The following is a 12,825-nucleotide window of genomic DNA, read 5'->3' as shown; positions in this document are numbered from 1 at the left end:
GTCAGCCGTAGCGCAACTTCATCGCGACAATCGTCAGAGCCAACGCCAGCGTGACGATGTTCGCCAGGATCATCGGCCAGTTCCAGAGCATCAGGCCGAAGACCAGCCAGAAAGCCACGCCTGTTGCGAACACAAGGTACATCTGCAGCGAGATGGCCCGCGTTTCCTTGTGCCGGATGATGTGCAGCGCCTGGGGCACGAACGCGATGGTGGTGAGTGTCGCCGCAATGGCCGAAACAACGAATTCCATGTGTCGCGCTAGCGGATCGGGGCGGTGGCGTGACGGAGCCAGGGCCGGTCTTCGCTCGCGATCAACGGTTCGATCTTCTCCCGGACGCGCGCGTGGTAGTCGTTCAGCCAGGCAAGCTCCCAAGGCATGAACTGCTTGGGATCGATCAGACGCCGGTCGAACGGCACCAGCGTCAGCGTCTCGAAGCCGAGCATCTTGCGCTCGCCGCCTTCGATGTCTTCGGCCGGCGTGACCAGGATGAGATTCTCCAGGCGGATGCCGTACTGACCCTCGCGGTAGTACCCGGGCTCGTTGGAGAGGATCATGCCCGGCTCCAGCTCCTCGGTGCCGAGCCGCGAGATGCGTTGCGGGCCCTCATGCACCGATAGATAGCTGCCGACGCCGTGCCCTGTGCCGTGATCGAAATCCAGCCCGGCCGCCCAGAGCGGTCCGCGCGCGAACGGGTCCAGGTCCTGCCCGCGCGAGCCGGCCGGAAAGCGCGCCGCCGCGATGGCGATATGGGACCGGAGCACGAGGCTGTAATGGCGCTTCATCGCCGCCGTCGGCTGGCCCACGGCGACCGTGCGGGTCACGTCCGTGGTGCCGTCCGCATACTGGCCGCCGGAGTCGATAAGGAAGAGCGAGTTCTTGTCGAGCACGCGCTTCGATTCCGTGGTCGGGCGGTAATGCACCACGGCCCCATGGGGCCCGGAGGCAGCAATGGTGTCGAAGCTGATGTCCTTGAGCTGACCGGTCTCGCGGCGGAAATCCTCGAGCTTCATCGCTGCCGAGACCTCGTCGACGCGTCCCGTCTCCGCGACTTCGTCAAGCCAGGCGAGAAAGCGCGCCATGGCCGCGCCGTCGCGCACATGCGCGGCGCGCGCGCCTGCCTGTTCGGCTTCCGTCTTGATCGCCTTGGGCATGGTGCAGGGGTCGTTGCCCGACACGTGCTTGGCGCCGCCCGCTTGCAGCACGCTGGCGAAGCGCATCGACGCGGATCCGGGATCGAGGCGGATTTTGGCGCCGGACTTCGCAAGTTCCGTCAGGGCCTCGTCCAGCGCGTCGGGCGCGGCGATCTCGGTGAACGGCTTCAGCGCGATGCGCACTGACTCGCTCACTTTTTGCGGATCGATAAAGAGCGTCGGGCGCCCCTTGGCCGGCACGATGGCATAGGCGAGAGCGACCGGCGTGTGCTTGATGTCGCCGCCGCGAAAGTTGAACAGCCAGCAGATCGAATCCGGCGCGGTCAGAAGAACCGCGTCGTGCTCGGCCTCGACTAGGTCCATCTGCACCTGCATGAGCTTCTCGCCCGAGCCTTTGCCGGCGAGCTCCATGGGCTGCATGAAGATCTCCGCGCGCGACGGGCTGGGGCGATCCTTGCCCCAAATTTTATCGATAGAGTTCTCGTCAACGGGCGTGAGCCGAATACCGGCGGCGCTCAGCGTCTTGGTCAGGCGCTCGATTTCTCTGATCGTGTGCAGCTTCGGGTCGTAGCCCAGCCGATTGCCACGCGCGAGCGTCTCCTTCAGCCATTCGGAAGGCTTGGCCTTCGGGATTTGGAGGACCTCGAAAATGTCCGTGTCGACCTGTTTCGGTGCTTGCAGGATGTAGCGTCCGTCCACGAACAGCGCCGACCCCTTGTCCGTGACCACGGCGACGCCGGCCGAGCCGGTGAAGCCCGTCAGCCAAGCCAGCCGTTCTTCGGACGGCGGCAGAAACTCGTTTTGGTGCTGATCGCTATGGGGAACGAGGAAGCCTTTGAGCTGCCGCTGCTTGAGCTCCCGCAACAATGCCTTGACCCGCTCGCCGCTCTCCGCCGGAGCGCCGGTCTCATCGAACACTTGATACATGCGAAGCTTTGTAAGCCGAAGCGTCGCCGCCAATCAATCGAACAAAGTGCTTGCGTTGCGACGGCCGAGCAGCAGGGCCGCCCAACCGTCGAGAAGGATTCGCTTTTCCAGATCGAAGCCGAGCGAGGCGTAGCGCGCCGTGGTCGCCCAGGCTTGGTTTTCGGTGATGCCGGACAGGAGCACGTAGCCTCCCGGCCGGACGGCGCGCGCCATGGCGGGGGCGAGGTCGTAGAGCGGGCGCGCGAGGATATTCGCCACGATCAGGTCGGGCGCGAGACGCTGGAGGGTCGGGTGCGCCAGGCCCTCGGCGACGAAGGCATGAACGGACTGGCTGACGCCCGCCTTGGCCGCGTTCTCCTCCGCGATCTCGACGGCGATGGGGTCGTTGTCGGTGGCGACGACGGGGCGATCGAAGGCCAAGGCCGCCGCAATGGCGAGGATGCCCGTGCCCGTCCCGATATCCAGAACCAAGTCCGGACGCCCCCGTTTCGCAAGTTCGTCCAGCGCCAGCAGGCACCCGCGCGTGGTCGCATGGTGCGCCGTGCCGAAGGCCTGGTCGGCGTCGATCTCGATCGTGTAGCGGTTGCGGGAGACGCGCTCCCGGTCGTGGCTGCCATGGACGAGAAAGCGCCCCGCGCGAACCGGCCCCCGCTGCCCCTGGCTGATCGTGACCCAGTTGGCGTCGGGCACCTCTTCGATACGCAACGGCGACGCAGGGCTGCCATCCGTGGCGCTGTCGACAAGCGCCTGCAGACGGGCTTCGTCTGGAGCAGCGTGGTAGAGCGCGGAGACCTCGTAGAGGCCGTTGCCCAACTCGAAATAGCTGACGGAGAGCGCTTCCGGCTCCCCCGCTGCGTCCAGGGCCTCGTCCAGCAGTTCGGCAATGCGTGCAGCGCCGGGCCCGTCGGCTTCGACGGTTGCGCGATAGGTCCGGGGCCATGCGGCTTCACTCACAGTGCTCTCCATTTTGGACGGCGATAACCGCGCGCCACAGCTCATCCACGGCCGGGTCGGAAACGCCGAGCTGATCCAGATGCTCGCGGACATTGGCGATGTAGTCGTAGCTGGACCCGGCGATTCCCTCGGCCACGAGGATCATCGCCGCACGCGCCCGCAGCGTCAGGCCGTCTTCGAGAAGGCGCGGGCCATCATAGATGTAGGTGCGCGCCGTGATCGTCTCGTCGGGGAGATGGACGGCGATGTCGGACGCGTGACAAGTCTCGCGCTCCGACAGGTAGGCCTCGATCTCTGTCTGATGCTCATCGGGAAAGTCGAAGGCGATTCCTCTACAGAGGTGAGCGTCCTCGCGCGCCGGCGCGAGATTGAGGGTCAGACCCGGCTGCGCATGCGTGCCCCAGCGTTCCAACGACTTCTTGTTGAAGACGCGGCGGTGTTCGGGCGCCACGGCATGCACACGCCGGCGGCAGCCATAGCGGGTTTCCCATCCGTCCCACATCAAAGAGCCATAGCCGAAGAGCCACATCGTCAATGTCACCCGGCGCCGCGTCAGACCCGCTCGACGAAGCTGTCGACCACCTTCTTGCGGCCGGCCTTCTCGAAGTCGACGGTCAGTTTGTTGCCGTCGATAGCGGAGACGCGTCCGTAACCGAACTTTTGATGGAAGACGCGTTGCCCAACTCGAGCCCTGAACCTTCCGCGGTGCTCGCGGCCACAAGCGTGCCTTCGATCGTGATCGGCTCGCGCCGCGGCCCGCTTCCCGAACGCTGTCGGTTCGCGCGCGCCCGCTGCCAGCCCGGCGTTTCGTAATTGCCGGACGCGAACATGTCCTCGCTGTCGAAGCGGCTGGGGCCGTAGCCGCGCAGGCCGTCGTCCTCGGCCACCTGCACATGTTCGTGCGGCAGCTCGTCGATAAAGCGTGAGGGCACTGCCGTCTGCCACATGCCGTAGTTCCGCCGGTTCTGGGCGAAGGTGATCTTCGCGTTCTTCCGCGCGCGCGTCAGGCCGACATGAGCGAGGCGGCGTTCTTCTTCGAGGCCGGAACGGCCGGCCTCGTCGAGGCTGCGCTGATGGGGGAGGAGGCCTTCGTCCCAGCCGGGCAGGAACACCGTGTCGAACTCGAGCCCTTGGCCGAGTGCAGGGTCATCAGATTGACCCGGTCGGTACCTTCCTCGGTCGCCGCATCCATCACCAGCGACACATGCTCCATGAAGCCCGCGAGCGTATCGAACTCTTCCATGAAACGGATGAGCTCTTTCAGGTTCTCAAGCCGTCCTTCGGCCTGCTGCGAGCGGTCCGCCTGCCACATGCCCGTATAGCCGGACTCGTCGAGGATCAGTTCCGCAAGCTCCGTATGCCGCATGGTGTCGACCATGGAGCGCCAGTGGTCAAAATCGGCCAGGAGCCCCGCGAGTGAGCGGCGCGGCTTCGGTTTCAACTCCTCGGTCTCGACGATGAGCCGTGCCGCTTGTGTGAGGGGGATTTCGTTGGCACGCGCCAGCTGATGCAGGGATTTCAGCGTCGCCTCGCCAAGCCCGCGCCGGGGCACGTTGACGATGCGCTCGAATTTCAGATCGTTGGACGGGTTCAGCGTCACGTCCAGATAGGCGATCGCATCGCGGATTTCCTGCCGCTCGTAGAACCGGGGCCCGCCGATGACGCGATAGTCGAGACCGAGCGTGATGAAGCGGTCTTCGAAGGCGCGCATCTGGAACGAGGCGCGCACCAAAATCGCGATTTCGTTCAGCGCGTGCTCGTGGCGTTGGAGCTGCTCGATATCCTCGCCGATGACACGCGCTTCTTCTTCGTCGTCCCAGCAGCCTTGCACCACGACCTTCTCGCCGTCGTCGCCCTCGGTATGCAGGGTCTTGCCGAGCCGTCCCTGATTGTGCGCGATCAGCCCGGACGCGGCGCCCAGAATATGCGCCGTCGAGCGGTAATTGCGCTCGAGCCGGATGACCTTGGCGCCGGGAAAGTCCGTCTCGAAGCGAAGGATGTTATCGACCTCCGCGCCGCGCCAGCCATAGATCGATTGATCGTCGTCGCCGACGCAGCAGACGTTCTGCGGTTCGCCGTCCTCACGCTGAGCGAGCAGCCGGAGCCATAGATACTGGGCCACGTTGGTGTCTTGGTACTCGTCGACCAGCACGTAGCGGAAGCGCTGCTGATAGCGGGCCAGCACATCCGGATGGTCCTGGAACAGCCGCAGGTTCTCCAACAGCAGATCGCCGAAATCGACGGCGTTCAAATCCTTCAGGCGCCGCTGATAGGCCGTATACAGATCGCGTCCCTTGCCGTTGGCGAAGCCATAGCTCTCGCCGTCGGGGACGCGCGCGGGTCTTAGGCCGCGGTTCTTCCAGCCGTCGATCATGCTGGCGAGGACGCGTGCCGGCCAGCGCTTCTCATCGATGTTTTCCGCCGCGAGAAGCTGCTTGATCAGCCGGATCTGGTCGTCCGTGTCGAGCACGGTGAAGGACGGCTTGAGATCGACGAGTTCCGCGTGACGCCGCAGGATCTTCACGCCGATGGCGTGGAACGTGCCGAGCCAAGGCATCCCCTCGACGGCGCCGCCGATAAGCTCGCTCACGCGCTGTTTCATCTCGCGCGCCGCCTTGTTGGTGAAGGTAACGGCGAGGATCTGGCCGGGATGGGCGCGGCCCAGACGCAACAGATGCCCGATGCGCGTGGTCAGAACCCGCGTCTTGCCCGTGCCGGCGCCGGCCAGGACCAGAAGCGGTCCGTCGAGCGTCTCGACGGCCTCCCGCTGCTCGGGGTTAAGTGCTTCCAGGTAGCGGTCCGCCCCGCGCCGCATGGCGCGCTGCGAGATCGAAAGCGTCTCGGCGGGAGGTGTCTGTGGCGCCTCTTCGAACCCGTCACCCGGAGGGGGGACGTTTTCGGCGGCGCCCGTGCGAATCTTGCCCATGGCGTGGGACTATAGCACCGCGCGCGCGCGCAACAGCCGGTGCGTACCTATGTCCACTGCCTGCTGGGCCGGAGTGTGGAGACGGCTGGGCGACGTGTGCGTACGAAATGCCACACTCACAAAATGTTGCACTGCAAGACTTGAAGGGGGGAACAACCGGTGGCAAATGGGGTGTACCGCTTGTGGGCTGTGATTTGGAGGTGGGAATGCTTCGTGTTTGGAAGGCGGGCTTCGCCTTGCTTGGGTTCTCTGTGCTGTTTTTCGGGGCCGTCCAAACGGCAGATGCCGGCTGCGAAATCGTGAAGGCGACCAACAGCGCGGACTCGAAGGCTGCCGCCGCAAGGGCCGCTTATGCGAACGCTCTCCAAACGGCAGAACAGATCCGCCGCCGCCGGGGCTGGAAATACGTCACGCTGCGTCCCCGCAAGGTGACGCCCGACCCGTTCTGGAAGGCCGTGCGGCCGGTCGTGACGCCCGACATGCTGCTGAAGCCCGATGTGGTGACACGCAAGACCTATGCGCAGTGCTGGAAGGGCGTCGTCGTGCCCTATGTCTGCACAGCCGGCGCCACGGCTTGCGGCAACTAGCCTGCCGCCTGTCTTCGCCCCGAAACCCGGCGTAAAAGCCGTCCCTGAAAGCGACAACTAGACTGAATTTGTTCAGGATCTCGGTCTAGACTGGGGCCATGACGACAGTCTCGGCAGTCGAAGTGCTTGGCGACCCGGCCTCTCCGGAGGCCATGGAGGGCCTTTTTGCGCGGTTTTCCGCCCGTTTTGGCGACCGTTTCTCGCGCAGTGAGGCGTTGCGGGAGCAGCACGCCAACACCCTGACCTGGCTGAAGGTTCAGGCCCCCGACGCTGTCCTGTTTGCCGAGAGCACCGAAGAGGTCTCCGAGGCCGCGGCAGCCTGCGCGGCGGCGAGGGTTCCGGTGATCCCGTTTGGGGCCGGCAGCTCGCTCGAAGGCCATTTGAACGCCCCGTTCGGCGGGCTCTCGCTGGACCTGTCCCGCATGAACGGGATTCTCGCCGTGCACGAGAACGATCTCGATTGCGCCGTGCAGGCCGGCGTCACCCGCAAGCAGCTCAACGAACACCTGCGCGATACCGGCCTATTCTTCCCTGTCGACCCGGGGGCGGATGCGAGCCTCGGCGGCATGGCCGCGACGCGGGCCTCGGGAACCAACGCGGTCCGCTACGGCACCATGCGCGACGCCGTGCTCGGTCTGACCGCCGTGCTCGCCGATGGCCGGATCATCACCACCGGCGGCCGGGCCCGGAAATCCTCGGCCGGTTACGATCTCACGCGGCTCCTGGTGGGCTCGGAAGGCACGCTGGGCGTCATCACCGAGTTGACGCTGAAGCTGTTCGGCATCCCCGAGACTATCCTGGCCGGCGTCTCGACCTTCCAAACGCTGGAAGGGGCCTGCAACGCGACCATCGCGGCGCTGCAGATGGGCCTGCCTCTGGCCCGTATCGAGCTGCTGGACGAGGTGCAGGTGCGCGGTTGCAATGCGTATTCGAAACTATCGCTGCCGGAGCAGCCAACCTTGTTCCTGGAGTTCCACGGGAGCGAGGCTGGCGCCCGCGAGCAGGTCGAGATCTTCTCGGAGATCGCGCAAGGCGAGGGTGGCGGTGCTCTAGAGTGGGCCGCGCGGCCGAGGACCGGAGTAAGCTATGGCAGGCGCGCCATGACGCCTATTGGGCCGCGAAGGATTTGCGTCCCGGAACCGATCTGATCGCGACCGACGTGTGCGTGCCGATCTCGTCGCTGGCGGCCTGTGTCACGGAAACGAAGCAGGATATCGAGAGACTGGACCTGATCGCGCCGATCGTCGGCCACGTGGGCGACGGCAATTTCCATGTCATGCCGCTGATCGATATGAGCTCGGCGGACGAGATGGAGCGGGCGCGGCAGTTCTTGGATCGTCTGATCGAACGGGCGCTCCGTTACGAGGGAACCTGCACCGGCGAGCATGGGGTCGGTCAGGGAAAGATCCGCTACCTGGTCGCGGAGCATGGCGAGGGTGTGGACGTAATGGTTGCCATAAAAAAGGCACTCGATCCGTTGAATATCCTGAATCCTGGCAAGATTTTTGCTGCAGATTTGTAAGTGTTTCCCGCAATGGCCCTGAATGGTTTGCGCTACTATTGAGAGGAACGGCGTACGCGGCAATTGGCTCAGTGTCTTTCGAAGGCTCTTGGCCTTTTGTTCTGCACGGGGACCATGCGCCGGCACACCCAGCCCTAGGCAGAGAGATCGGTGAATTCGTTTCTGCTGACACTCACGGCACTGTTGATATTGGTGCTGAGCGCGCTTTTCGCGGCGCCGCTCTTCGTCGATTGGGACGACTATCGTCCCGCGATCGAAGCGCAGATGACGAAGCTCGTGGGCCGCGACGTCAAGGTGGACGGCGAGGTCCAGCTGATCGTGCTGCCCGCGCCATATCTCAAGTTCGACGACATCAGGGTGGCCAATGCCGACGGCAGCCTGGACACACCTTTCCTCGAGGCTTCGTCCCTCGAGGCCAAGCTCAACGTGGGGACATTGCTGACCGGCAAGGTCGAGGCGCATGAGCTCACGATCATCAATCCACGGTGAGGCTTCAGGTCGATGGCACGGGCACCGGCAATTGGAGCGATCTCGGACAGCGCAAGCCGGGCGCGGCGTTCGTGCCCAGCGACGTGCTGCTCGACTCCGTACGCGTGACCGGCGGGACGCTGGAGATTTCGAAAGAGGGCGGCCCCGCCTTCGTGTTTACGAATATCGACGGTGAGGCGAGCGCCTCGTCCCTCGCGGGACCCTACAAGGTCTTGGCGGACTACGACTTCGAGGGCAGGTCCCAGTCCATCCGTTTCTCGACGGGCATCATCGACGACAGCGGCAAGTTCCGGGTCAAGACGGCGCTGCGGGATCCCGACCGCTCGGCGTCTTATCAATTGGACGGCAGCATCTCGGGCCTGCGCACCGTGCCCGCCTATGACGGCACTTTCATCATGCGCGTCTCGAAATTCGAGACATTGAACGCGGACGAACCTGCACAAGGCGACGCCGAGCCGGAGCCGGTGCTGGAAGAAGGCGAGATCTATATCGAGCCGGCCACGGAGCCGGTAAGCGAAGTGGACCCGGAGGTCGTGACGGAAGAGACCGCGCCGCGCGGCCTCCGCGATGCCACCTCCTTCCTCGAAGTGAAGGGACCCCTCAGCGCCACGCCGGACCACGCCGAACTGACCGGTTTCGAGCTCACACTCCATGCGTCCGGACGGCCGCAAATTCTGAAAGGCGACGTCGCGCTCGACTTCCGGCCGCCGTTCAAGGCGGACGCGACATTGGCGGCACGCTGGATCGATTTCGACGCGCTGTTCGGCGCGGCCGGGACCGACAATCGGCCTGCGCCTGCGGCGGTCGTGCGCATGTTCGCCGACTGGGTCTTGGACGAGGCTGCGAAGGTCGGGCAGGGGACGCTGTCCCTCGATGTGGAACAGGCAGGCCTTGGCGGCGATCTCGCCGGCGGGCTCGCGCTCGAACTCGCAAGCACCGACGGGGGCGTCGCCATCGAGAAGCTGAATGCAACGCTCCCCGGTGAGAACCGGGTCTCGGCATCCGGATCCTTGCGCAAGGGCGAGTCGGGGCCGCTCTTCGAGGGACCGGCCTCGATCGACGGCTCCGGCTTGCGGGCGCTGACGCGCTGGGCGGCCGGCGATCGCGCCATCACCGGACAGTCCTTCGTCGGCGACTTTTCTCTTTCCGCGGATGCCAAGGTGGGCGAGGGCGAGGTCGTCCTCTCGAATGCCAACGGCGCCGTAAGCGGTACGCCGTTCGGCGGCAACTTCCTCTACCGGTCTGGCGAGACCAATCTCATCAACATCGATCTCAGAAGCGAGCGTCTCGACTTGCGCGAAACGCTCGGCGGCGAGCCGATCTGGTCCGCCTGGCTGCCGTCGCAGAACGGCGAAGCCACGCCGCAAGCCCCTTCCGAAGGCGCGAGCCTTCTCAGGCAGCTGCGTGGCGACGAGGTGCATGCGCGCTTGGAGATCGGCGAACTCCTGCTGCCCGACATCACGCCGGGCCGGCTCGATGCGGAACTCTCTCTCACCGATGGCGATCTCGACGTCCGGTCGCTGGCGTTCATCGCGCCTGGCGCCATGACCCTCGACGCCAAAGGGCGGATCGTCAGTGTGTCGGAGGCACCGTCGGGCCAGATCGATTTGTCGCTGCAGGCGCAGAGCACCGACAACCTGCGGGCGCTCGCTGGCCTTGTCGGCTTTGGGAACCGTGTCGTGAAGTCTGAACATTTCTCGGCGCTGGCCCCCTTCGATGTCAGGGCCGCACTGGTCGCCGCGCGCGTGGGCGAAGCGACGGACGCATCGCTCGAACTGAGCGGCCAGGTCGGCGGGTCTGATCTCGCGGTCGTCGCCAAGGCAAAAGGCACGCTGGCGAACCCCCGCGACGCCGAGATCGACATTTCGGGCAGCGTTATGGGCGAGCGGCCGCAGGCGCTTCTCGTCCTCTGGTTCCCGGATCTTCCCCAAGACCGGCTCGCCGAGGCCGCGGGTGGGGAGGGCACGCTGTCCATCAAGGCCGCCGGCATCCCGAGCCAGCAACTCTCCGGCCGTGCCGCCCTGGAAACCACCGCCCTGCAGCTCGCGTTCGAGGGCATCGGGGCTCTGAAAGATGACGGGACGACGCTGAACGGCTTCGGCTCCGTCGCGACGACGGATGCGAGCCTGGCGCTACCCTTGCTGGGCCTCGACCCGCCGCCGAGTGCGTTGGGTGTACCGCTGTCGGTCAACGCCAACGTCGCGGCTGCGTCCGGCAAGGTCGATCTCGAGCAGGTCAAGGCGACGGTCATGGAGCAGCCGATCGAGGGCGCCGCGCATTTCGACCGCACGGGCGACGTCACCGCGTTCGACATCACGGCGCGGGCGGAGCGCATTTCTGTTCCCGCGCTGATGGGCCTCCTCGTGGCCTGGGAACGGGCCGAGTCCACCGAGGAGATGCTGGGCTCCGTCGACGGCGATGCGGCGACGGTCTGGCCCGCACGTGGACTCGCACTCGGACTTCTCGAAAAGGCGGAAGGCAGCCTCGCGCTCAGCGCCAAGACTTTGTCGCTCGGCGAGCCGTTCCAATTATCCGACGGAAAGCTCAAGGCAAAGGTCGATCGCGGGACGCTGGCCATCGAGTCCATCGATGGCGGCTTGTACGGCGGCACGCTTACAGGGTCGGGTACGCTTTCGCCCCGTGGCAGCCGCGCGGCACTGACGGCAAGAGCCGATCTCAAGCAAGGCAGCCTTGCCGCCTTGAGCGAGGCGATCGCGGGTGCGCCGCTTGCTAAAGGCGCATTCGATCTATCGTTCGATGTCGCAGGCGATGGTCTGAGCCCACCCGGCATTGTCGCCGACCTCGGGGGTAACGGTGTCCTGACGCTTGGGGCGGGCGAACTGACCTCGTTCACCGCGGCGCCCTTGCGGCAGATTGCGGCCAAGGCGGCGGCGAGCAATGTGGCCGCCACCGCCGAACAGATCGACGCCGATGCCGAGCGAATTCGGGGCGAGCTCCGACAAGGGCGCTACGCCTTCGAACCTGCCACGCTGAACTTTGAGGTGAAGAACGGCACCGTGCGCTTCGCACCGGCGAGTCTTGTAAGCAAGGACGTCGAGACGGCGCTCAAGACCTATGTGGATCTCGTTGGTCTCAAGCTCGACAGCGAATGGCAGATGCGTCTGACCTCTGCGCGCGCCGCGAACGTGCCGCCGCTGACAGTGGTCTTTGCCGGTCCGCTCGACAACGCGGGCACCATCTCGCCGGCGGTCGGCACGGCCGCAATCGAGAACAAGCTCACCATCGATCGCCTGCGGGAAGACGTTGAACGGCTTGAGTCGCTCGACGTCTCAGGGGGCCGCGCGCCTGCCGACGCTCAGGCAGCGGCAGCGGCCAAGGAAGCAGCAGCGCGAGAAGCAGCCGCCAAGGAAGCAGCTGAAAGAGAAGCTGCTGAAAAGGCTGCGGCGGATGCTGCAGCGAAAGCCGCTGCCGAACGCGCTGAAGCGGCCCGCATAGCCGCCGAGAAGGAGGCTGCGGAGAGGGCTGCGCGCGAAACAGCCGAGGCGGAAGCGCGCGCCGCAGAACAAAAGGCTGCCGCGGAACGGGCAGCTCAGGAACAGGCGGCGCAAGAAGCAGAGGCTGCTGCCCAGAAAGCAGCTGCCGAGCAAGCTGCGGCAGAGAGGGCCGCGGCGGCTGAAGCAGCCGATCAACGCGCGGCGGCAGAAGAGCGTGCGGCCGATGAGGCGCGCGCCGAGGCGGAAGCCCGCGCCGCCGCCGAAGCCCGCGCGGCCGCAGAAGCGAAAGCCGCAGCAGAATTGGAGGCGGCCAAGCGCGCTGCCGCGGAAGCCCAAGCTGCGGCCGAGAAAGCCGCGCAGGAAAGAGCGGCGGCCGAAGCGAGAGCAGCCGCCGAAGCCAAGGCAGCAGCGGAGGCAAGAGCAGCCGCAGAGCAGGCTGCCGCGGCACGCGTGGCAGCAGAGGCACGCGCCGCGGCGGAGCGCGCGGAGCGGGAACGTATCGAGGCTGAGGCGAAAGCCGCAGCCGCCGCAGCCCAAGCCAGCACCGCGACTGAAGCGAATGCGGCCGCGTCTGTCCCCCACGAATTTCTGCCGCCGCTGCCGACCCACGCACCGGCCAACGACAATGCCGAGCCGGGCGATCCTATCGCGGATCTTCTCGAGGACGGGACGATAGCGGAAGACGCCGAGGCGGAGGAACCGCCCGTCGCTGCGCCACCGCAGCAGAGGCGCCGGCGCGTGATCCGCCGGTCCCGGCGCGACGACTGGCGCCGGAACTATGGCCCATTCGGTGGCCTCTTCGGCGGCCGCTAA

Annotated in this window: 7 protein-coding genes and 2 pseudogenes; 4 read left to right on the top strand and 5 right to left on the bottom strand. The window is 65.8% G+C overall.

The features are described from left to right. Position 1: 1 nt before the first annotated feature. From DCY11_RS02230 to DCY11_RS02210, 5 genes and pseudogenes are all read right to left on the bottom strand, one after another. Positions 2–250 (bottom strand): SemiSWEET transporter, encoded by a 249-nt coding sequence (locus tag DCY11_RS02230; protein ID WP_108681069.1) that lies wholly within the window; start codon positions 248–250, stop codon positions 2–4. 8 nt (positions 251–258) lie between these two features. Further along, the gene (locus DCY11_RS02225; RefSeq protein ID WP_108681068.1) at positions 259–2,079 is read right to left on the bottom strand and encodes an aminopeptidase P family protein; all 1,821 of its coding nucleotides are present in this window, start codon (positions 2,077–2,079) and stop codon (positions 259–261) included. 33 nt (positions 2,080–2,112) lie between these two features. Continuing rightward, a complete protein-coding gene (locus DCY11_RS02220) occupies positions 2,113–3,033 on the bottom strand; it encodes a 50S ribosomal protein L11 methyltransferase (RefSeq protein ID WP_159079737.1) in 921 nt (306 codons plus the stop codon). Next, on the bottom strand, positions 3,026–3,574 hold the full coding sequence (locus tag DCY11_RS02215) for a gamma-glutamylcyclotransferase (RefSeq protein ID WP_159079736.1): 549 nt from the start codon (positions 3,572–3,574) through the stop codon (positions 3,026–3,028). Before DCY11_RS02215 ends, DCY11_RS02220 begins: the two co-directional genes overlap by 8 nt. 11 nt (positions 3,575–3,585) lie before the next feature. Further along, positions 3,586–5,959, bottom strand: a pseudogene (locus DCY11_RS02210) (ATP-dependent helicase). Positions 5,960–6,165: 206 nt separating this feature from the next. Here DCY11_RS02210 and DCY11_RS02205 point away from each other — a divergent pair. From DCY11_RS02205 to DCY11_RS02190, 4 genes and pseudogenes are all read left to right on the top strand, one after another. Continuing rightward, positions 6,166–6,546, top strand: coding sequence for a hypothetical protein (locus DCY11_RS02205; RefSeq protein WP_108681065.1), 381 nt, complete (start codon positions 6,166–6,168; stop codon positions 6,544–6,546). A 98-nt stretch (positions 6,547–6,644) separates the two neighbouring features. Further along, positions 6,645–8,068, top strand: a pseudogene (locus DCY11_RS02200) (FAD-binding oxidoreductase). Positions 8,069–8,218: 150 nt separating this feature from the next. Further along, positions 8,219–8,557 (top strand): AsmA family protein, encoded by a 339-nt coding sequence (locus tag DCY11_RS02195; protein ID WP_108681064.1) that lies wholly within the window; start codon positions 8,219–8,221, stop codon positions 8,555–8,557. Then, entirely contained in the window at positions 8,554–12,825 is a 4,272-nt protein-coding gene (locus DCY11_RS02190) for an AsmA-like C-terminal region-containing protein (RefSeq protein WP_108681063.1), read from the top strand. Before DCY11_RS02195 ends, DCY11_RS02190 begins: the two co-directional genes overlap by 4 nt.

This window comes from Methyloceanibacter sp. wino2 (assembly GCF_003071365.1).
GTDB lineage: Bacteria > Pseudomonadota > Alphaproteobacteria > Rhizobiales > Methyloligellaceae > Methyloceanibacter.
Note: the sequence above shows the minus strand (reverse complement) of the source record. Positions and strands in the feature narration are given on the sequence as shown.